The organism is Pandoraea iniqua, assembly GCF_902459685.1.
Lineage (GTDB): Bacteria > Pseudomonadota > Gammaproteobacteria > Burkholderiales > Burkholderiaceae > Pandoraea > Pandoraea iniqua.
Genome location: NZ_CABPSF010000001.1, coordinates 677,468 through 697,869, shown reverse-complemented (window position 1 = coordinate 697,869; position 20,402 = coordinate 677,468). Strand labels below are relative to the sequence as shown.

The following is a 20,402-nucleotide window of genomic DNA, read 5'->3' as shown; positions in this document are numbered from 1 at the left end:
CGGGGGTCTTGGAGGTTCGGATGCACACACCGCATGCTGCGGCGACAGGCGTCTATTCTAGCCGAGCCGCCGTTTTGCCGCTGCGCACCGATGCGTTTGAAACGCCGCACCCCGGGCCGCCCAGCCCGCGCAGCAAGCTGGCGTCCCGCACCGGGTCCAGCCGGGCACGCATCGCCGACAAGTGCGTTTTAAGCGTCTGTAGGCCAATGCCGCAAGCCTCGCGCGCCTGCGCCCGCGACTGACCGGAAAGCAGCCGCATGGCGATTTCGCGCTGCACGGGCGTCAACGGCGTCGCCCAAAGGCGATGCAGCAGCCGTATCGCCGGGGGCACGGCAAGATGCAACGCAATGCGCACCCGCTCCGTGGGGCGTCCGCTCATGCTGCGCAGGCGTGTCGCCTGAAGGTGCAGCGTGCCACCCGGCAAAGCAACCTGCCGGCTCGCGTGACGCGCTGCGGATGCGGGAGACATGGGAGACATGGGAGACATGGGAGGCACGAGAAACTCGGGAGACATGGAAGGCGTGACCGCTTCCGGCAGCGAGGTCAATTCGGCCGCCAGTGCGTGACACTCGCGTACGACGAGACACGCGTCGGGCCAGACCTCGCCGGAGGCGCCACGCCACACGCGCTGCATCAGGCCTAGCGCGGCGGCATCGGCCCACTCCGGCTGGCCGTGATGCCAGACGAGCGTGCCACAGATGTCGCGACAGAGCGGGTCGATGGGATCGTCCCCGGCGTCCCGGCCGAATGCAGACACCGGGAAAACAGCCGCCCCGGCCTCGGGCCACGGTAAAACGGGACGCGCCGGCGCTATCGCAAATTCCGCAGCGGCACGCTCGAACGTCTGCACTTCACACGCACTAAAGCGCCGATGCGTCTTGTCGCGGGAAACCAGAATGCGCAGCGGGCCCGTGCACTGCGGCAAGTCAGACGGGTGAGCCGCGTCCACCGCATCCACCGCCCCCCTCTGGCCGGCCCGATCCCTGAGCACGGGTATCAGACAAATATCTAGTACGTCGCCATCGCCCAGACACGCGTCGAGTTCCGGTGCGCGGGTGAGCGTCGGTGAGCATTCTCCGGCGGAATCCAACATGCGATGCGACGCGCTAACCCGACGCGCATGGCCGCGAGTCAGCCCACCGGGCGACATCGGAAACCATGCGTCGTCACCCGACGCCCCACCACCACCTCCACCACCACTGGCGGCAAACCGCTCGCAGGCAGACACCGGTGACTGCGGCGCGAACCAGTTCCCCGCCGTCGATCGCTGGGTGTCGCCGTCATGCCACAGCGCCGCCACGGCATCCGCCGAGAGCAGCGTGCGTAACGTCTCCAGCCATAGGGGCAGGTAATCCAGCGTGGATACCGGCAACTGATGGAGTTGCCGAAGACATGCGCGCAAATCCCCCTGTATTCCCATGCGTCTCCCGCTCAGAAGCCTTCCGAGGAAAATTCTTAATCTGTCCGAATTCAGAGATACATCCCCCATTCGGGGGATGTTTGCCGCGTCGATCGCCCGCATCATCACGCCATTGCTCGACGCGAAAGCCCCTTCGAACAGCAGATCGGCCGGCACGGTACACCGGATCGGCCAGCAGCAGGAAGCCGCAGGAAGTAGCGGGAGACAGGGGAATACGCGAAGGGAGACAGGTTTGCGGGGGGGCCCGCCCAGGGAAGCCCCGATTTCCGGCCGCTGCATGAGGTCGCCGGTAAATGTGACGCCCGGCTAGTCGGGGGGCCAGCCGGGCGTCTTTTTATTTCCGCTTCCCGTTGCAGGAAGCGCAACACGCCTCCGCCGCATGCAGACCGTGCACCGGCAGAGCGCCTCAAATTCAGAAACTTCTCATTCGAACCGTCCGCGCGCCTGACACTCGCAGAGGTCAGGCGGGCGACACGCGTGGCGACATCGCCACGCCGATCAGTACGTTTCCGGGTCCGGGTCCGTCCGTTCGAGTTCAATCGACGACGCCAGCAGCGCGAGACGCGCCACCACGCCATACATATAGAAGCGATTTGGCGGCGCCGCACCCGGCTTGGCGTGAACATCCGGCAACGCCGTGTGTTCGAACGCCAGCGGCACGAAGTGCATACCCGGTGCGTTCAGGTTCTCGTCGGTGCCACGGCCCGTGTGCACGCGGTAGAAGCCGCCGACCACATAGCGGTCGATCATGTAGACCACCGGCTCGGCCACGGCCTCATTGATGCGCTCGAACGTGTACACACCTTCTTGCACGATCACGTCGTGCACTTCGAGGCCGTCCTTCACCACGCTCATCTTGGTGCGTTCGCGCCGGTTCAGGTTTTTGATCTCGGCAGCGTCGTGCACCATCATCACGCCCATGCCGTACGTCCCGGCATCGGCTTTGATCACGACAAACGGCTTTTCGGTGATGCCGTACTCGCGATACTTCTTGTTGATCTTCTTGAGCACCGCGTCGACCGTGTCGGCCAGCTTTTCCTCGCCCACGCGCTCATCGAAGTCGATGCCTTCGCACTTGGCGAAGTACGGATTGAGCATCCACTGATCGACGTCGATCATCTTGGCGAACTTCTTGACCACATCGTCGTACGCCGAGAAATGCTGGCTCTTGCGGCGCACGGCCCAGCCCGCGTGCAGCGGCGGCAGCAGATATTGCTCGTGCAGCCCTTCGAGAATCGGCGGAATGCCGGCCGACAGGTCGTTGTTGAGCAGAATCGAACAGGGATCGAAATTCTTGAGGCCCAGCCGGCGCTGCGAGCGCTCCAGCGGCTCGATCACGACATGCTGGCCGTCGGGCAGCTCGATCGTGGTCGGCTCGGTAATGTCGTCCGAGAGGCTGCCGAGACGCACGTTCAGCCCTGCGTGACGCATGATCGTCGACAGCCGGGCGATGTTCTGAAGGTAGAACGAGTTGCGCGTGTGGCGCTCGGGGATCAGCAGCAGGTTCTTGGCGTCGGGGCAGATCTTCTCGATGGCGGCCATGGCGGCCTGCACCGCGAGCGGCAGCACTTCAGGGGCCAGATTGTTGAAGCCGCCGGGGAAGAGGTTCGTGTCGACGGGCGCGAGCTTGAAGCCGGCGTTACGCAAGTCGACCGAACAGTAGAACGGCGGCGTGTGCTCCTGCCACTCCAACCGGAACCAGCGCTCGATGGCGGGCGTCGCATCGAGAATCTTCTTTTCCAGGTCGAGCAGGGGGCCTTTCAGGGCCGTGACGAGATGCGGAACCATGCTTCTCTCATATCCAGATGGAATATCGATTGTAGAGCAAACGCCTGGCATTCCCGCCGTTCGCCATGCCCCGTGAAGGGGCACCGCGCTTTGCGGGGATAGCGGTGCGATGCCGCGATGAGAAAAGATGGGGACAGATTCGACAAACGCAAGCGCCGCCAGCGGGGGAATCGACCGGACAATCGTCACGGCAATCGACGGCGCATAAAAAAACGGGCACCCGAGGGGTGCCCGCACAATACCGGGCCGGCTGTCCGACCGGCGCCAGTAACTCCTCTCTTGCTCGTCTATCAGTTGTGATAGGCGGATTCGCCATGCGAGGTGATGTCCAGACCCTCGCGTTCTTCGTCTTCCGGCACCCGCAGGCCCAGCACGATATCGGCAATCTTGAAGGCGATGAACGCCACCACGCCCGACCACACCAGCGTGGTCAGCACGCCTTGGAACTGAATCCAGACCTGACCGGCGATCGAGTAATCCGGGGCCACCTTGTTGGCCACGTAGTCATAGATGCCCGTGCCGCCCAGCGACGGCGCCGCAAACACGCCCGTCAGAATCGCGCCGAGCATACCGCCCACGCCGTGCACGCCGAACACATCGAGCGCGTCGTCGGCCTTGAGCAGGCGCTTCAGACCGTTCACGCCCCACAGGCAGACGAAACCGGCGATCAGACCGAGCACGATCGAGCCCATCGGGCCGACGAAGCCTGCTGCCGGCGTCACCGCCACCAGACCAGCCACCGCACCCGAAGCACCGCCGAGCATCGACGGCTTGCCCTTGCCGATCCACTCACCGGCCGTCCACGACAGCGTGGCGGCGGCGGTTGCCAGCAGCGTGTTCACGAAGGCCAGTGCCGCGCCACCGTTGGCTTCCAGACCCGAACCGGCGTTAAAGCCGAACCAGCCGAACCACAGCAGCGACGCACCGATCATCGTCATGGTGAGCGAGTGCGGCTTGAAGGCTTCCTTGCCGAAGCCCACACGCTTGCCGACCATGTACGAGCCGACCAGACCTGCGATAGCGGCGTTGATGTGCACCACCGTGCCGCCCGCGTAGTCGAGCGCCCCCTTCTGGAACAGCCAGCCCGCGTGTGCCGTTGCGGCGTCGGCGGCAGCCTGATCGGTGAAGGCGTCCGGGCCCGGCCAGAACCACACCATGTGGGCCATCGGCAGGTACGAGAACGTGAACCAGATCACCGTGAAGAGCAGCACCGCCGAGAACTTGGCGCGTTCGGCGAAAGCACCGACGATCAGCGCGCAGGTAATGGCGGCAAACGCTGCCTGGAAGGCCATGTAGGCGTACTCCGGCACGTTCACGCCCTTGGTGAAGGTCGCGGCCACCGAATCCGGCGTCATGCCCTTCAGGAACAGCCGGTCAAAGCCGCCGAAGAATGGCCCGCCCTCGGTGAACGCAATGCTGTAGCCGTAAATCGACCAGAGCACGACGACCAGCGAAAAGATGATGAAACACTGCATCAGCACCGACAGCATGTTCTTCGAGCGGACCAGACCGCCGTAGAACAGGCCCAGACCGGGCAGCGTCATGAGAATCACGAACGCCGTGCAGGTGAGCAGCCACGCCGTATCGCCCTTGTTCGGGGGCACGGGTGTCGGCTCAGCGGCAGGCGCGGGGGCCGCCGCCGCTGCCGGCGCGGGCGCGGCGGCAGGGGTAGCGGGGGTTGCCGCCGCAGCAGGCGCGGCAGCGGGTGTAGCGGTTTGCGACGCGGCGGCAGGCGCCGAAGCGTCTTGGGCGAGGGCGACGGACGAACCGAGGCCGGCGGCACCGACGACACCCATAAAGGCGCCGGCGAGCAAGAGTTTGGCAAGCAGTTTTTTCATGATTGTTGTCTCTTTTGTAGGACCTTACAGCGCGTCTTCGCCGGTCTCTCCCGTACGGATGCGGACCACGTGTTCGACGTTGGACACGAAGATCTTGCCGTCACCGATCTTGCCGGTTCGGGCAGCCTGTTCGATAGCATCGATGGCCTGATCGAGCAGGGCATCGCCGATTACCGCCTCGATCTTCACCTTCGGAAGAAAATCGACGACGTACTCTGCGCCACGGTACAGCTCGGTGTGGCCTTTTTGGCGGCCGAAGCCTTTGACTTCGGTGACCGTGATACCCGCCACGCCAATGTTCGAGAGGGCTTCACGCACCTCGTCGAGCTTGAAGGGTTTCACAATTGCGGTAATCAGCTTCATGATGAGTCGCTCCTTAGAATGTCTTCGACACGCTTACGACGACAGTGGCCTTGGAAAGCACTTTGCCCGAGTTTGCGGCGGTGTAGTACTGCTCTTTGGCGTTGGTGTCGACGTAGGCGACCGACACGGAGAAGTTCTTGCCGAGGTCTTTCGACAGGCCGATCTTCCAGTCGGTATAGCTTGCCGCGCTGAAGTTATGCACCCACTGATGCCCCACGTGACCGACGGCCGAGATGCCCCAGAAGCCGGTGTCATAGGTACCCGTCAGGTCGAGGTAACCGCTCCCCGAGGTGTCCTCGCCGTTGGGGCCCACGAGACCGAACAGGCGCGTGAGGGCGTGTGAGTACTTCAGCGTGATGGTTTTCCAGCCCACTGCCGCGTACAACTCGAACGTGTGCGGACGCGGGTAGAAGGTGCCGGACGGGTACGTGCCCGGGTAGTAGTACTGGAGGCCACCGACGTCGATGGTCCAGTCAGGAATGATTTCTTTCTTCCAGCCGCCGTAGAAGTCCATCTCGATCGGTGCGCTGACCGCCGAGTTGCCATCCGAGATCCAGCTGATATTCGACGCCCACACGCCGGCGTACAGACCGGATTCGTGTGCGAGGTCAAAGCCGCCCTGCACTGCCGGACGCTTGCCCGTTTGCGAAATGCCACGGAAACGGTAGTCCGAGAACAGACCGATGTTCGCGGTCACCGTCAGCGGTTCGGCGGCCGCATCCGCAGCGGCCGGTGCGGCAGCGGGCGCTGCCGCGGGTGCGCTGCCATCGGCGGCCTGCGCATAAGCGCCAGCCGACATTGCCATTGCACCGAAGAACACACAGCCAGCCATCGCAGTTGACACTTTATTCATCACTTTCCCCTAAGTTGAAATCATTCGTCTTGGTACAGCGTGCGGCAGGTTCCGGGAACAGGTACAGCAACTCCCGTGCCAGCTCCTGCGTTTAGGTACGCTGCGTCGCGCAAGATACGGATTCCGGGATAAAAAATTGGCAAAATTGCGGGGAACGTTAGGTGGCCTGAGACGGGCAGCAGCCCCGCCCCATCCCGGGCAGGGGTCGGCTGGGCGGGCCTGCGCGCTGGCTGGACGCAGAAAACGGTGATAGAGTTGCGCCAACGTTGACGGCCCCGTGCCCGTGCACCACGTTGCAACGGCGAGACGGCCGGATGACTGGCGCGAAGCACACTGTCGGTGCAAGCACCACGTTGGTGCGGAGAAATGATGAGAGGAAGGCTTATGAAACCGAACGAGATCCTGCAAGACATGCAAGCCAAGGTGAGCGAAATGCTCAAGCAATCGCCCGCCAAGGATATCGAGCGCAACGTCAAAAGCCTGCTGAATCAGGGTTTCACGCGCCTCGATCTGGTGACCCGCGAGGAGTTCGACGTGCAGGCGCAGGTGCTGGCCCGTACACGCGAAAAGCTCGAAGCACTGGAAAAGCGCGTCGCGGCGCTTGAAAGCCTGCGCAACGAAGCGCAGGACTAAGAGATTCAGATAGGGGCGCTGCGGCGCCCCTTGTGGTTTCTGGCGATGGGCAGTCCGCCCAAGCCATCTTCATCGCGGAATATTCTCCGATTCCGCTGCTATTCCGCTTTTGCCCTCGGACATGTCCGACCGGCAGGCAGCACTCGCCGTAAATCCCTGGCTTGCATTCCGAAATATCCCTCTCGACGCCGCTTTGACGCGATAAGGCGTTGCGATGCACCGTTGCCGTCGATGACTATCGACAACGGTCCATTGCGCAAGGGGATGTCATGTCATTGGCAGTTGTCAGCAGTCGCGCGCTTACCGGCATGGCGGCGCACCCGGTCACCGTCGAGGTGCATCTGGCGAACGGGTTGCCGGGTCTGTCGCTGGTCGGGTTGCCCGATACCGAGGTGAAGGAAAGCCGGGAGCGCGTGCGCTGCGCGCTTCAGAACAGCCGGTTTGAATTTCCCGCACGACGCATCACCATCAATCTCGCTCCAGCGGATTTACCGAAGGCGTCGGGTTGTTTTGATCTGCCGATTGCCCTCGGCATTCTCGCAGCGAGCGGGCAGTTGCCTGAAGCGGGGCTGCGCACACATGAGTTCGCGGGAGAGTTGTCGCTTACGGGCGAATTGCGCTCGATTCGCGGCGGACTGGCCATGGCCAGCGCCGTCGCGGCATCGCCCGGGGAACGCGCGCTGGTCCTGCCGTTGGCCAACGCGCAAGAAGCGGCACTGGTGGAAACCGCGACGGTGTACGGCGCACGCACGTTGCTCGACGTGTGCGCGCATCTGGCCGAGGGGGAAATGGCAGTGCGGCTCACGCAGGCGCGGGTGCAGGCGATGCCGAACGCGGGGAGCGGCAGGGAATTCGGAACAACGCAGACCGAGTTGTCCAGCAACGTCCGTCGTCGCAGCGTTGCCGATGAAGAGATCGACTTACCCGATGTGAGCGACATCAAAGGTCAGGATCACGCCAAGCGCGCGCTCGAAGTGGCGGCGGCCGGCGGACATCATCTGCTACTGCATGGGCCACCGGGTACCGGGAAGTCGATGCTGGCGATGCGGCTCACGACATTGCTGCCGCCATTGAGTCCCGCCGAAGCGGTGGAAGTCGCTACGCTGGCGAGCTTGAGCGCGACCGGGTTCGACGTCGACCGTTGGGGCGTCCGACCGTTTCGAGCCCCCCATCACACAGCGTCAGCGGCAGCGCTTGTGGGCGGTGGTGCGGTACCACGTCCGGGCGAAATCAGTCTCGCTCACCGTGGTGTCCTGTTCCTTGATGAACTACCGGAGTTTCAGCGACGTGTGCTTGAAGTGTTACGCGAGCCACTCGAACTCGGGCACGTGACGATCTCGCGGGCCACTGCGCGCGCGGCGTTCCCGGCGTCGTTCCAATTGATCGCTGCGATGAATCCATGTCCGTGCGGCGATCTTGGGCATCCATCACGTGCGTGCCGTTGTTCGAGCGATGCGATTGCGCGCTATCGCAACCGTTTATCCGGCCCGTTGTTGGACCGCATCGATTTGCATGTCGGTGTCCCGGCGTTGAGTGCGGAAACGCTCGCCGGTCCGTCGCATGGCGAGCGCAGTGCCGTCGTGGCGTTGCGCGTGCGCGAAGCACGTGAGCGTCAACACGAGCGGCAAGGCCAATTGAACTGCCAACTGTCTGGCCGGGCGCTGGAAACACACTGCACGTTATGCGCCGATGCGCGCGCGGTGCTGCATCGTGCCGTCGAGCAACATCACTGGTCGGCGCGAACCTACCATCGGGTGTTGCGCGTCGCACGCACCGTCGCGGATCTTGCCGCGTGCGATGCGATCGACGTCAGTCACATCGCCGAGGCCGTGCAGTATCGGGAAGCGAGCGCAGCGTGACATCGCAAGTCGAATCGACAACACATGTCAGCAGCGAACGCACACAAACAGCGCATCACTCCAACGTGAACGAATCGAGGAACTGATCGACCTGATCTTTGGCAGGGGCTTTGGTGGCAAGCACGACCACCTGATAGACGTGGTTGCCGCGTCCGACGAAACGCGCGGCGACATAGCGCTCGGTCTTGTCGCTGGCCAAGCCTTGTGCAGCGACGGCCAGTCCCGGCACCGGCGGCGCGTCGCCTGCCTGACGCACCATCACCTGCGTCGGCGTGGCCGCGGTATCGCTCACATTCGCGAGCAACCCGTGTTGCAGTTCGGTGAGCACGGTCTGGCGCAGCGTTGCATCGTCGCTCGGCAAGGTCACGACACCGACCGCGAACAAGGCGGCTTCCACTCGCGCCGCCTGCATTTGCATCGGCAGCGCGCCGGAGGCGAACTTCACTTCGCGGGCATCCTGCGTCGGCTTGGCGGGATACGTCACGGCGTAGGCACCGTCCTTGTCATGCACTTCGCGCCAGTCGTAGCGAGGCGTGCAGGCGACAAGCATTGCCAAAGTACCGAGAGCGACGAAAACACGGACAACGCGGTTCATAGCGAAGGGCGGGAATCAGTGAAGGAAGTCGGCCATTATCCGTCATCCCGCGCCACGGTTGCGACACGAGAAACGCGCGATGCCGGAACCCGGTATCATCGGCGCCATGAAACACGGCTCTGACACCCTCGCGACAACACCCGCCACACCTGCACGGATCCTCCGCCGGGTGGGAAGTGCTGCGCTTGTCGTGGCAGCAATGCTCAGCGTCAGCCCCGTGCTCGCCAGCGCAACCGCGACCGCGCCCTCGAAATCCACGGCCACCACGGCCACCGCCGTGACCCTGCCCGCCGCCACCGACTTCGCGGCACATGCACGTCGCGCCGTGGCGCTCGACGCCCCGTTGATTGTGCTCGTCTCACTTCGCGACTGTGTCTATTGCGGACCGATTCGCCAGCGTGAGCTCGCCCCGCTGGTGCGCAGCGGCAAGTACGAGGTGCGCGAAATCGGCATGGACAGCGCCGCGCCGGTGCGTGATTTCGACGGCACCACGACGACCGGTATCGCGTGGGCACGTGCCCACGGTGTCAAGGTTTCGCCGACGGTTTTGTTCCTCGATACGAACGGACGCGCGATTGCCGACCCGTTGATCGGCGCCGGTCTGCCCGACTTCTACGGCGCCTATCTGGACGACGCCATCGCCAATGCCCGCGCGCGTTTGCACGCCGCCAGCGGCACCACGACGCGCTGAGATTCAGAGTAGAATCGTCGTCACTGAACGGGGCCAAGCGACCCCGCCCGCGAAACCAACTTTGGCTGTTTCATGAGCGCATCGACCTCTCGCAAGTCCCCTCTGGGCAAGATTCTCGCCGTCGCGGTCATCGTCGTCGTGGCCGTTGCCGCGTACTTCACGTTTGCCGGTCAGAAACGCGCGCCGCAAGCGACCTTCACGCTGCTGTCGGGTCAGAAGCTGAGCCCCGCGCAACTCAAGGGCAAGGTCTATCTGGTGAACTTCTGGGCGACGAGCTGCGTGACGTGCATGAAGGAAATGCCGACGATGGTGCAGACGTACGAAAAGTACAAAGGCCAAGGGCTGGAATTCGTCGCCGTGGCGATGAGCTATGACCCGCCGATGTACGTCATGAACTACGCGCAGTCGCGTCAACTGCCGTTCAAGGTGGCGATGGATTCCGACGGCAGCGTGGCCAAGCAATACGGCAACGTGCAACTCACGCCGACGACCTTCGTGGTCGATCGCAATGGCCACGTGCTCAAGCAGTACGTCGGTGAACCGGAATACGCCGAACTCGACAAGCTGATCGAAAAGGCACTGGCCAAACAAGCCTGACGCATTTCACGAACGCATCAAACAAAAAGCGCCCTAGGGCGCTTTTTTGTTGCTCGCAGCATCGTGTGAATGGCTTACCGCTCCCCCTCACCCTGCCCTTTCGTCTGCAAACCATAACGCTTGAGCTTTTCGTACAGCGTCGCCTTAGGCACATGCAGCGCCTCGGCCGTCGCCGCGACATTGCCTTTGCTGTGGTCCAGCGCCTCTTGCAACACCGCCCGCTCGAAGCGCTCCACCTGCTCTTTGAGCGGCAACGGCGCGTGCGAATCGTCTTGCGACGCACTCGCCACGCCCAGCACCAGACGGTCCGCGGCATTGCGCAACTCACGCACGTTGCCCGGCCAGTCCGACTGCATCAGCTCTTGGCGCATGCGCTCCGTCACCAGCGGCGCAGGCCGTCCATAACGCACTGCCGCATCCAGCAGAAAGTGCTCGAACAGCGGCACGATGTCCTCACGCCGTTCACGCAACGGCGGCAATGCCAGCGTCACCACATTCAACCGGTAATACAAGTCGCGCCGGAACGTGCCCTCACGCACCAGTTGCTCCATGTCGCCCTTGGCCGCCGCCACCACGCGGCAATCCACGCGAATCATCTGGTTCGAGCCAAGCCGCTCAAGCACGCCGTCCTGCAACACGCGCAGCAGCTTGACCTGCAACGCCGCCGGCATGCTCTCGATCTCGTCGAGGAAAAGCGTGCCGCCCGACGCATGCTCCAGCTTGCCGATGCGCCGCTTGGCCGCGCCGGTGAACGCGCCGACTTCGTGGCCGAACATCTCGCTCTCGAAGATCGCCTCCGGCAACGCACCGCAGTTGAGCGCAACAAACGGCGCGTCACGGCGCCGCGACAGTTCATGCAGACTGCGTGCGACCAACTCCTTGCCCGTGCCGGTATCGCCGTTGATCAGCACCGGTGCATCCGTCATGGCGACGTTGGCAATCAGCGTGCGCATGGTCTCCATCGACGGGCTGCGTCCGATGATGCGTGATGCACGTCCGCCCTGCTCCGCCAGTTCCCGGCGAAGTGCCTGATTCTCCAGCATGAGCTTGCGCGTCTCGAGCGCGCGTTTGGCCGATTCGATAAGTCGGTCCGGCGCAAAAGGCTTTTCGATGAAATCGTAAGCGCCGTCGCGAATCGCCTGCACGGCCATCGAAATATCGCCGTGCCCGGTCACGAGAATCACCGGCACTTCCGGGGCGTGCTGGCGCAGATGCGCGAGCAACTCCAGCCCGCTCATGCCGATGAGTCGAATGTCGGAGACCACGATGCCGGCGAAGTCCGGCGTAATGCGTTCGCGCGCCGCTTCGGCAGACGCGAGTCCGAAAGCGTCCAGACCTGCGAGTTGCAAGCTTTGCAGCGTCGCGCGCCGCACGAGTTCGTCGTCTTCGACGAAGAGAATTTGCAGGTTCTTGTACATCATTCGATTGCCCCGCTGGCGCGAGGTACGCGGCGCAGCGTCACGAGAAATTCCGCACCACCACCCGGCACATTACGGGCGACCAATTGGCCGCCGTTTTCCTGAGCGATGGACGATGAGATGGCGAGTCCGAGTCCCATACCCTGACCACCCTCCTTGGTACTGAAAAACGGTTCGAACAGACGCGGAATATGCGCCTCTGCAATACCGGGCCCGTTATCGCGCACATAAATGCGCACCCACCGGGTATCCGCATCCACGTCGATCCAGATCGACGGCTGCGCCTGCGGTTGCGGCACACTCACCACCGCGTCGATGGCGTTACCCACCACATTGATCAACACCTGCTCGAGCCGCAGACTCTCGCAGGCCACCTGCACGTCGGCGAGCCCTTCGGCAAACGTCTCCGTCACCTGAATCCCTGCCATACGCCCGCGCAACAACATCATCGTGTTATCGAGCGCGCGGCGCACCGATGCCTCGCTGTCACCCCGTCGCGCGCGTCCGGCAAACAATCGCAACTGGCCCGTGATGCGCCCCATGCGATCGGTCAGCGACGCAATCGCCTCAAGGTTCTCGCGTGCCGCGCCGTATTCCTCGCGGTCGAGCAACACGCGCGTGTTATCCGAGAAGCTACGCAGCGCGGAGAGCGGCTGATTCAATTCATGCGTGATACCGGCCGCCATCTGCCCAAGCGCCACCAGTTTCGACGCCTGCACCAGTTCGCTCTGCGCATCACGCAATTCATGCTCGGTGCGCGAGCGCTCCTGCACTTCGGTCTGCAAGCGCTCGTTAGCCGATTGCAGATCAGCCGTGCGTTCGGCCACGCGCTCGCCCAACTCCGCATACGCCGATTGCAGCAACTCGCGGCTCTTCAACATATCGCGAACCCGCTGACGACGCTGGTTCCATGCCACGCCCAGCAAACACGTGAACGCCGCCAGACATGCCGCCGCGACCGCCGCAATACGCGCGTTGGCAATCACCTGATCGAGCGGCGCGAAATACATCAGCGTCCAGTCGGGTTCGCCAAGCTTGCGCTGCACGGCGAGAAACCGCCGCGTCTTACCTGCGCCACGCCCGTCGCGCACGGTCACGACTTCGCCGTCGGCATCCAGCCGCTCGTCGGCACTCCAGTTAAGCGGCGTGACGTGCTGGTTGTAATACTGCCGCGTACTCGCCAGCGCCGCCGTCACCTCCGGGGTCAATGGCGCGAGCGCACGATACTGCCAGCGCGGCTCCGACGACAAAAACACGACGCCGTGATCGTCCGCCACCACCACCGGCTCCGAAGCATCGGCCCCGGCGCGCTGAAACCATTCCAGATTCAGTTTGACGACGACCACGCCCTGAATCTTGCCGTCGACCAGAATCGCCTGCGACACGAAGTAACCCGGCTCACCCGACGTGGTGCCCACCCCGTAAAACCGCCCCAGCCCGCCGCCGATCGCGTCGATGAAGTACGGCCGGAAGCGGTACTCCTGCCCGACGAACGTGGCCTTCTCGCGCCAGTTACTGGCGGCCAGTGCCAGCCCCTTGGCATCGATGACGTACGCCGCCGACGCCTTCGCGCGCTGATTCACATCGAACAGATAGTCGTTGGCGCGCTGCACCACCGCACGGTCCTCGGGGTGCAGCAGCAAATCGTGCACATACGGATGCAGCGAGAGCAGATACGGCAGGAATTCGTAGCGATCGACGGTGCTGCGCAAGCTGCCGGCGTAGCGCTCCACGCGCGCACCGGCGTTCACGCGCAGGTCGGCCACGCCGCGCTGCCAGCTCAGCGCATACGTCAACCAGCAAAACAGCGTGCTCACCACCAGCATGGCGGCGATCCACATCCAACGGCGCATCGGCACAGTCCTCTCGAGTTCGATCGGGACTTCGTCGCGCCGGCGGTCCGCAGGGCTCACGTGCGATGCGATGGCTCCCGGCGGGAGATCGCTCTGACGTGCGCGGATCGAATTGTCTTGCGGGGTGGCCATTGTTGGCGGTATTACGCCTCTTGCATTGCCGGTTCAGGCGATGGCGGCAGGCAGCGCGTATTGCACAGCCTGTCGTCATCGCGGAACCAAAGGACCACCGGGCGGCGAAGCTCAGGCGCTATTGTGCCTGTGCCGCACCGCCCGGTGGCGAATGTTCCCGGTCGCGAGGCAACCTGCCCCCGCCACCGGCTGGCCATCAGGCCAGCTCAGGACCCTTCTTGCCCGACATCGCTTCGGCGAGCTTCTTGCGGTCCAGTTCCTTTTCCCAGGCCGACACAACGATCGTGGCAACGCCGTTGCCGCAGATGTTCGTCAGGGCACGGCACTCGCTCATGAAGCGATCGATACCGAGAATCAGCACCATCCCGGCGACCGGAATCGTCGGAATCACAGCCAGCGTTGCGGCCAGCGTGATGAAGCCCGCGCCGGTCACGCCCGAGGCGCCCTTCGAGGTCAGCATCGCCACGGCGAGCAGCGTGAGCTGTTGGCCCCACGTCAGATCGATGTTCGTCGCTTGTGCGATGAACAGCACGGCCATCGTCATGTAGATGTTCGTGCCGTCCAGGTTGAACGAGTAACCGGTCGGGATCACCAGACCCACCACCGACTTCGAGCAACCGGCCTTCTCCATCTTTTCCATCAGGTGCGGCAGCGCAGCTTCCGACGAGCTCGTACCCAGCACGATCAGCAGCTCTTCCTTGATGTAAGCGAGGAAGCGGAAGATCGAGAATCCGGTGAACTTGGCAATCAGACCCAGCACGACGATCACGAACAGGAACGACGTCAGGTAGAACGTGCCCATGAGCTTGGCGAGCGGCACCAGCGACGCGATACCGTACTTGCCGATCGTGAAGGCCATCGCACCGAAGGCGCCCAGCGGCGCAACCTTGGTGATGATGTGCACCACACGGAACAGCACGCCCGAGACGCTGTCGATCCAGCCCGTCACCACGCGGCCGCGCTCACCGATCATGCCCAACGCGGCACCGAACAGGATAGCGATCACGAGGATCTGAAGAATCTCACCCTTGGCGAACGCATCGGTGATGGTGTTCGGGATCAGGTGCAGCAGGAAGTCGACGAACGTGTCGCCGTGCGCAGCCTTCTCGGCATAGCCCGCGATCGCCTTCGGATCGAGCGTGCTGATGTCGACGTTGAAGCCGGCACCCGGCTTCAGGATGTGCGTCGCCATCAAACCGATGATCAGTGCGAGCGTCGAGACGACTTCGAAGTAGATCAGGGCCTTACCGCCAACGCGGCCGACCTTCTTCATGTCTTCCATGCCGGCAATACCGGTCACGACGGTACAGAAGATCACCGGGCCGATGATCATCTTGATCAGCTTGATGAACGCATCGCCGAGCGGCTTCATCTGCACGGCCAGATCGGGCTTGAAGTGGCCGAGCAGCACGCCGATGACGATGGCGATCAGCACCTGTACGTACAGGATGCGATAAAAGGGTTTCTTGGTCTTCGTTTGCATGTTGTTTCCTCTTCAGGCGGCGGGGCAAGCCACCGCCCTTGTTATTAATCTGCGGTGACCCCGCGGATCTCGCTTTGCGCGAAGCGCATTTGCTCCTCCATCACCATCTGGGCCAGCTCCTTCTTCAATTCATTGAATTCGCTGCCTGCCGTGTCGCGCGGGCGTGGCAATTCGATTGCCATGTCCCGCTTGACCGTGCCCGGCCGGTACGTCATGACGACGACCCGGTCGGCCAGATAGATCGACTCCTCGATGCTGTGTGTGACGAAAATGATCGTCTTCTTGAATTCCTCCCAGATGCGCAGCAGCTCGTCCTGCAACGTACGACGCGTGAGCGCGTCGAGCGCGCCGAACGGCTCGTCCATGAGCATGATCGGGCTGTCGAGCGCCAGTACGCGGGCAATCGCCACACGCTGACGCATGCCACCCGACAGGTCGCGCGGAAACCGCTCGCGGAACTCGCGCAAATTGAGTTTTCCCAGCAGCAGGTCCACGCGCTCGTTGATCTCGGCGCGCTTCATGCCCTTGATTTCCAGTCCGAACGCAATGTTCTGCGCCACGGTCATCCACGGGAACAGCGCGTACTCCTGGAACACCATGCCGCGGTCCGGACCCGGCTCGGCGGCCGCATCGGCGCGGCCGTCGATACGAATCGCGCCCGAGGTGGGCTGCACGAAGCCGGCCAGCGCGTTGAGCAGCGTCGACTTGCCGCAGCCCGAAGGCCCCAGCAGGCAGACGAACTCGCCCGTACCAATCTTCAGGTCGATGTTCTTGAGCGCATCGACGGTGCCGCCGGGAACGGCGAACTGTTTGTTAACGTGTTCGATTTCGATCAGCATGTCGTTCGCCTCACTTGGTTTCCAGACCACGATGCCACTTGAGCAGGTGGTTATTGAGACGATCCATGCCCAGATCGATCACCAGACCGAGCAGGCCGATGGTCAACATGCCGGCGATGATCTTGTCGGACCACATGTACTCGCGCGCTTCCAGAATGCGGTAGCCGAGGCCGTTGTTCACGGCAATCATTTCGGCCACGATCACCACGATGAAAGCGGTACCGATACCGATGCGAATGCCCGACAGGATGTACGGCGTGGCCGCCGGCATGATCACGCGGCGGAAGATCGTGAACTGGCCTGCACCGAGATTGCGGGCCGCGCGCAGATAGATGCCGTCGACGTGGCGCACCCCGGCGATCGTGTTCATCAGCACCGGGAAAAACGCGCCCAGCGCAATGAGGAAGAACGCCGGCGGGTTGCCGAGACCGAACCACAGAATGGCCAGCGGGATGTACGCGATCGGGGGAATCGGGCGCACCACCTGCACCAGCGGGTTGAACAGGCCGTAGACGCGGGTGCTCGTGCCCATGAGCAGACCGAGCGGCAGGGCAATCACCGTGCCGACCAGAAAGCCCATGATCACGCGATAGAGACTGTTGGCCGCATCGGTGAGCAGCTCGCTCGAATGCAGCCATGCGCCGATGCCTTCGGCCATCGTCACGGTCGGCTTGAGGTACTGCCACCACTTGGCCACGACGGCGAGCGGCGACGGAAGAATGATCGGGTTGATCCACCCAAGGCCGGTGACGATCTGCCAGATCACCACGACCGAGAGCGGAATCAACACGCCGCGTAGCACGCGCGACGAGCGCGTGCTGGAAGACGCCAGAACAGCTGCCACTAGTGACCTCGCCTTACTTGATGTTCAGCTTGGTCTTGGCATTGGCGAGCAGGTCAAGCTTGACCCAGTCGTTAGCCTTCGGCACCGGATCTTGCAGCTTGCCCACGCCGTACTGCTTCATCAGGTCGGTGGTCAGTTGCACGTGCTTGGTGCTCAGATCGTAGCTGTACGGCGAGTTGCCGATAGCATCGGTGAAGTCCTGCGTGGTGATCTGGTTCTTGAACATGTCTTCACGCACGTACTTCTCGGCCGCTTGCGGGTTCTTGATGAAGTAGTCGGTCGCTTCGACGAACGCGTACATCAGGCGCTGGGCGACGTCCGGCTTTTCTTTGTAGAGCTTTTCGGTGATCACGAGTGCGCGCACCGGCTCGCCAATGGGCGTGTCGTACGGCTTGAGCACTTCCACGCCGAAGCCCTTGTTGATGGCTTGCGACGCCTGCGGCTCAGACTGGCACATGGCATCGATGCTGCCCGCGGCAAGCGCCTGATTCAGGTCGGCGAAAGCCATGAACATGATCTGCACGTCTTTGCCCGGCTGATCCGACCAAGTGAGGCCGGCTTTGGCCAGTTCTGCGTAGAGAATGAGTTCCTGCGCGCCGCCACGGGCCACGCCCACTTTCTTGCCCTTGAGGTCGGCCACCTTGGTGATCGGCGAGCCTTTCTTGGCTACCAGACGCACGCCGCCCTTGGCGAAACCGGCCACAGCGTAAATCGGCGCCCCCTGCGCACGACCTGCAATGGCGGCGTCAAGCGCGCTTGCCGACACGTCGATCTGACCTGCAACGATCGCCGGCATGATGTCCACGCCCTTCGCGAACATGCGCTCTTCGATCTTCAGGCCGTATTTCGGGCCAATGACTTTCATGTACGACACGGCGCCGTAGTGGGCAAACTTCAGGTTGCCCAAACGCACCAGATCGTCGGCGAAAGCGTGCAGCGAAACCGCGCACAAGGCCGCGGCGGCAAGACATTGCTTGAACATAAGGTCTCCTCTCTTATTAGATCGGCTTGCGCGTTGTCGGGAATCCAGACAACGCAGCAGCACGCGCGTTACAAAGCAATAGTCGTGCCAGCAACTTATGTCTTTGATTTATTTGAGAGAAAGTGTGGAAAACCCGATGGTCGGGTATACGGAAATCCGGAAAATCACGGAATATTGTTTCTGGATTTCCAGAATTTCCGGTGAAATCGGGAAATTGCGCGAGGCGGATGGGGGCAAACCCCGAGGCTGCGGCCGCACAACGGAACGATGAAAAATCCGTCGCGGGGAGATGACGAAACAACGGGCCGACGCGCTTGAAGCGTCGGCCCGTTTAAGACAATGGTCTGGCGGCTATAGCGGCTGTGGCGGCTGTAACGGCCTTAGGCCGAGAGCACTTCCGGCACCTGCACCTGATAACCCAGCTCGGCGGAGATTTCCGCAGCGCAGGTCGACAGGCGCGACGAGATGTCCGGCAGCAACGCGCGGGTCATGCGCGAGGACGGGCCCGACGCCGACAACGATGCAATCACTTCGCCCGACGCATCACGCACCGGCACGGCGACCGAGACGGCCTCGGGGGCCAGTTCGCCGAAGCTTACGGCGCAGTCTTGCGTACGCACGTTGAGCAGTTCCGCCGCCAGCTCGTCACGCTCGATCAGCGTGCCGGCCGTGAAGCGCTTACGCGGACGGCCCAGCACCTGCGCGCGCACGTCGTCCGACGCAAACGCCAGCAGCACGCGGCCCGACGCGCCAACATACAGCGGGCGGCGATTGCCGACCACGCCGTGTACGCGCAGTTCGTGGGTCGACTCCACGCGAGCGACGCACAACGACTCAAGGCCGTCGCGCACACGCAGTTGAATGTTTTCGTTGAGCGCGCGGTTGAGCGACTGGATATGGCGATGCGCCACCTTCACCAGATTCACCTGCTCGTGGCCGGCCACGCCCAGCACCAGCGCTTGCGCACCGAGTACGTAAGTGACGGGGCTGCCCTCTCGCACGACCCAGCGATGCTGTTCGAGCGTCGCCAGCAGGCGAAAGGCACGCGACTTGTTCAGGCCGGCGCGTTGCGCCAGTTCCGTCACACCCAGACCGGGGCATTCCCCGACCAGCGACAGCAGCGAAAGCGCCGTGTCGACCGAAGCGACTGTGTAGTCCATCAAGCTTCCTCGCTATGTTGTTCGGCATACGCGGCGAGCGCCGCCGCAAATTGCCCAAGTTGCGATTGCAGCGACGAGAAACCTTCATGTTTCTCGTCGCGTGATTCATTCATGTAGAGCGCCCGGTTCAGCTCGATCTGCACGCTGTGCCGACGCTCGGCGGGCCGGCCGAAGTGGCGCACGATGTCGCCACCGCGATATGGCGTGTTGTAGGCGACGCGAAAACCCAGTCGCGTGAACTCGTCGACCAGCCATTGCGAGAACGCGGGGTCGGCCGTGGTGCCGTCGTAGTCGCTCACGATCACGTCGGCGCGCGACATCCCCGCATCGGGGTCGAGTGCGCCGCCACGTGAGCTCATGGAGTGGCAATCGAGATGCCAGACCACGCCGTATTCGTTGCGGGCGGCGTCGAGCGCGTCGCGCAACGCCTGACGGTACGGCAGGTAGTAATCGTTGATGCGGCGCTCCACTTCGGCCACGCTCAGGCGGCGGTCGTAGAGCGGCACGTTCGGCGCGGCAAAGCGGTGCAGCAGGCCGACGCCGCGTTCGCTATACGCCTCGGGCCGGGCGTCGTGCGGCCACAGGCTCGCGAGCAACTCGGGGTCGAGGTCGTGGACCGCGCGATTCGGATCGATATAGGCACGCGGAAACAGGGCGGCAACGAGCGTCGCGCCGTGTTGCGTGACGATGGACCACAGTTCGTCGACATAGGCGTCGCCGCACGCGTGAATCGCTGCCGTCGGCGCGATGGTGTCGAAGTCGGGCGGGAACACCTGGCCGCTGTGCGGTGCGTCGAAGACCAGCGGCAGGCGGCACAATTGCCCCCCTCGCCCGGCTTGCGGCGCTTCCACAAAATATCGGCCCTCGGTGACCTGACGGGACATGCCGTCTCCTCGCGTACGTTCGGAACGCTCGCTCACGACTAACGGAATCGCAGAATGGCGAGCCCTTCGTTTTGACCAGCAAAACAAGGTTTCAATATTCTGAAACAACGTCGAGGGGCCGACAAGGTGATGGTTGTTACAACATATTTCGGCGCGGCCGCCGGTGAGTT

General features: G+C 63.2%; 18 protein-coding genes. 4 read left to right on the top strand and 14 right to left on the bottom strand.

Annotated features, from left to right (window positions below):
• Positions 1-52: 52 nt before the first annotated feature.
• From PIN31009_RS03060 to PIN31009_RS03040, 5 genes are all read right to left on the bottom strand, one after another.
• Positions 53-1,420 (bottom strand): helix-turn-helix transcriptional regulator, encoded by a 1,368-nt coding sequence (locus tag PIN31009_RS03060; RefSeq protein ID WP_150789257.1) that lies wholly within the window; start codon positions 1,418-1,420, stop codon positions 53-55.
• A gap of 498 nt (positions 1,421-1,918) precedes the next feature.
• Complete coding sequence (gshA, locus tag PIN31009_RS03055) at positions 1,919-3,208, bottom strand: glutamate--cysteine ligase (protein ID WP_058377088.1); 1,290 nt, start codon at positions 3,206-3,208, stop codon at positions 1,919-1,921.
• A gap of 290 nt (positions 3,209-3,498) precedes the next feature.
• The gene (gene amt / locus PIN31009_RS03050) at positions 3,499-5,046 is read right to left on the bottom strand and encodes an ammonium transporter (protein ID WP_087689952.1); all 1,548 of its coding nucleotides are present in this window, start codon (positions 5,044-5,046) and stop codon (positions 3,499-3,501) included.
• A 24-nt stretch (positions 5,047-5,070) separates the two neighbouring features.
• Entirely contained in the window at positions 5,071-5,409 is a 339-nt protein-coding gene (locus PIN31009_RS03045; RefSeq protein WP_010804740.1) for a P-II family nitrogen regulator, read from the bottom strand.
• A gap of 13 nt (positions 5,410-5,422) precedes the next feature.
• Positions 5,423-6,262, bottom strand: coding sequence for a TorF family putative porin (locus PIN31009_RS03040; RefSeq protein ID WP_150682946.1), 840 nt, complete (start codon positions 6,260-6,262; stop codon positions 5,423-5,425).
• Between the two features lie 384 nt (positions 6,263-6,646).
• On the opposite strand from PIN31009_RS03040, the gene PIN31009_RS03035 reads away from it, so the two are divergent.
• The gene (locus PIN31009_RS03035; protein WP_140413415.1) at positions 6,647-6,895 is read left to right on the top strand and encodes an accessory factor UbiK family protein; all 249 of its coding nucleotides are present in this window, start codon (positions 6,647-6,649) and stop codon (positions 6,893-6,895) included.
• A 269-nt stretch (positions 6,896-7,164) separates the two neighbouring features.
• Complete coding sequence (locus PIN31009_RS03030; protein ID WP_150789256.1) at positions 7,165-8,754, top strand: YifB family Mg chelatase-like AAA ATPase; 1,590 nt, start codon at positions 7,165-7,167, stop codon at positions 8,752-8,754.
• Between the two features lie 55 nt (positions 8,755-8,809).
• Here the strand turns inward: PIN31009_RS03030 and PIN31009_RS03025 are convergent, their stop codons facing one another.
• On the bottom strand, positions 8,810-9,304 hold the full coding sequence (locus PIN31009_RS03025; protein ID WP_150789255.1) for a hypothetical protein: 495 nt from the start codon (positions 9,302-9,304) through the stop codon (positions 8,810-8,812).
• Between the two features lie 244 nt (positions 9,305-9,548).
• Here PIN31009_RS03025 and PIN31009_RS03020 point away from each other — a divergent pair, with 244 nt between their 5' ends.
• Positions 9,549-10,040, top strand: a complete 492-nt coding sequence (locus PIN31009_RS03020) for a thioredoxin domain-containing protein (protein WP_174995955.1) — start codon at positions 9,549-9,551, stop codon at positions 10,038-10,040.
• A 72-nt stretch (positions 10,041-10,112) separates the two neighbouring features.
• Positions 10,113-10,637 carry a TlpA disulfide reductase family protein gene (locus tag PIN31009_RS03015; RefSeq protein WP_150789253.1) on the top strand — a complete coding sequence of 175 codons (525 nt, stop codon included), beginning with the start codon at positions 10,113-10,115 and terminating at the stop codon, positions 10,635-10,637.
• Between the two features lie 74 nt (positions 10,638-10,711).
• Here PIN31009_RS03015 and PIN31009_RS03010 read toward each other — a convergent pair whose 3' ends face one another.
• From PIN31009_RS03010 to PIN31009_RS02975, 8 genes are all read right to left on the bottom strand, one after another.
• On the bottom strand, positions 10,712-12,058 hold the full coding sequence (locus PIN31009_RS03010) for a sigma-54-dependent transcriptional regulator (protein WP_174996911.1): 1,347 nt from the start codon (positions 12,056-12,058) through the stop codon (positions 10,712-10,714).
• Positions 12,055-14,040 carry a sensor histidine kinase gene (locus PIN31009_RS03005; protein ID WP_150789252.1) on the bottom strand — a complete coding sequence of 662 codons (1,986 nt, stop codon included), beginning with the start codon at positions 14,038-14,040 and terminating at the stop codon, positions 12,055-12,057. The genes PIN31009_RS03010 and PIN31009_RS03005 overlap by 4 nt, the downstream gene beginning before the upstream one ends.
• 196 nt (positions 14,041-14,236) lie before the next feature.
• Positions 14,237-15,523 carry a dicarboxylate/amino acid:cation symporter gene (locus tag PIN31009_RS03000; RefSeq protein ID WP_150682940.1) on the bottom strand — a complete coding sequence of 429 codons (1,287 nt, stop codon included), beginning with the start codon at positions 15,521-15,523 and terminating at the stop codon, positions 14,237-14,239.
• Between the two features lie 44 nt (positions 15,524-15,567).
• Positions 15,568-16,362 (bottom strand): ABC transporter ATP-binding protein, encoded by a 795-nt coding sequence (locus PIN31009_RS02995; protein ID WP_058377057.1) that lies wholly within the window; start codon positions 16,360-16,362, stop codon positions 15,568-15,570.
• Between the two features lie 10 nt (positions 16,363-16,372).
• Positions 16,373-17,206: an ABC transporter permease gene (locus tag PIN31009_RS02990; RefSeq protein WP_174996909.1), complete on the bottom strand. Its 834-nt coding sequence runs from the start codon at positions 17,204-17,206 to the stop codon at positions 16,373-16,375.
• A gap of 13 nt (positions 17,207-17,219) precedes the next feature.
• Complete coding sequence (locus PIN31009_RS02985; protein WP_150682939.1) at positions 17,220-18,188, bottom strand: ABC transporter substrate-binding protein; 969 nt, start codon at positions 18,186-18,188, stop codon at positions 17,220-17,222.
• Positions 18,189-18,568: 380 nt separating this feature from the next.
• Complete coding sequence (locus tag PIN31009_RS02980) at positions 18,569-19,348, bottom strand: IclR family transcriptional regulator (protein ID WP_058377054.1); 780 nt, start codon at positions 19,346-19,348, stop codon at positions 18,569-18,571.
• Positions 19,348-20,232 (bottom strand): N-formylglutamate amidohydrolase, encoded by an 885-nt coding sequence (locus tag PIN31009_RS02975; protein ID WP_150789251.1) that lies wholly within the window; start codon positions 20,230-20,232, stop codon positions 19,348-19,350. The genes PIN31009_RS02980 and PIN31009_RS02975 overlap by 1 nt, the downstream gene beginning before the upstream one ends.
• Between the last annotated feature and the right edge of the window lie 170 nt (positions 20,233-20,402).

Bases quoted from the DNA above. Each gene is read 5' to 3' on its own strand.
- PIN31009_RS03060 (WP_150789257.1), bottom strand. From the start codon at position 1,420: ATGGGAATACAGGGGGATTTGCGCGCATGTCTTCGGCAACTCCATCAG.
- gshA (WP_058377088.1), bottom strand. From the start codon at position 3,208: ATGGTTCCGCATCTCGTCACGGCCCTGAAAGGCCCCCTGCTCGACCTG.
- amt (WP_087689952.1), bottom strand. From the start codon at position 5,046: ATGAAAAAACTGCTTGCCAAACTCTTGCTCGCCGGCGCCTTTATGGGT.
- PIN31009_RS03045 (WP_010804740.1), bottom strand. From the start codon at position 5,409: ATGAAGCTGATTACCGCAATTGTGAAACCCTTCAAGCTCGACGAGGTG.
- PIN31009_RS03040 (WP_150682946.1), bottom strand. From the start codon at position 6,262: ATGAATAAAGTGTCAACTGCGATGGCTGGCTGTGTGTTCTTCGGTGCA.
- PIN31009_RS03035 (WP_140413415.1), top strand. From the start codon at position 6,647: ATGAAACCGAACGAGATCCTGCAAGACATGCAAGCCAAGGTGAGCGAA.
- PIN31009_RS03030 (WP_150789256.1), top strand. From the start codon at position 7,165: ATGTCATTGGCAGTTGTCAGCAGTCGCGCGCTTACCGGCATGGCGGCG.
- PIN31009_RS03025 (WP_150789255.1), bottom strand. From the start codon at position 9,304: ATGCTTGTCGCCTGCACGCCTCGCTACGACTGGCGCGAAGTGCATGAC.
- PIN31009_RS03020 (WP_174995955.1), top strand. From the start codon at position 9,549: ATGCTCAGCGTCAGCCCCGTGCTCGCCAGCGCAACCGCGACCGCGCCC.
- PIN31009_RS03015 (WP_150789253.1), top strand. From the start codon at position 10,113: ATGAGCGCATCGACCTCTCGCAAGTCCCCTCTGGGCAAGATTCTCGCC.
- PIN31009_RS03010 (WP_174996911.1), bottom strand. From the start codon at position 12,058: ATGATGTACAAGAACCTGCAAATTCTCTTCGTCGAAGACGACGAACTC.
- PIN31009_RS03005 (WP_150789252.1), bottom strand. From the start codon at position 14,040: ATGGCCACCCCGCAAGACAATTCGATCCGCGCACGTCAGAGCGATCTC.
- PIN31009_RS03000 (WP_150682940.1), bottom strand. From the start codon at position 15,523: ATGCAAACGAAGACCAAGAAACCCTTTTATCGCATCCTGTACGTACAG.
- PIN31009_RS02995 (WP_058377057.1), bottom strand. From the start codon at position 16,362: ATGCTGATCGAAATCGAACACGTTAACAAACAGTTCGCCGTTCCCGGC.
- PIN31009_RS02985 (WP_150682939.1), bottom strand. From the start codon at position 18,188: ATGTTCAAGCAATGTCTTGCCGCCGCGGCCTTGTGCGCGGTTTCGCTG.
- PIN31009_RS02980 (WP_058377054.1), bottom strand. From the start codon at position 19,348: ATGGACTACACAGTCGCTTCGGTCGACACGGCGCTTTCGCTGCTGTCG.
- PIN31009_RS02975 (WP_150789251.1), bottom strand. From the start codon at position 20,232: ATGTCCCGTCAGGTCACCGAGGGCCGATATTTTGTGGAAGCGCCGCAA.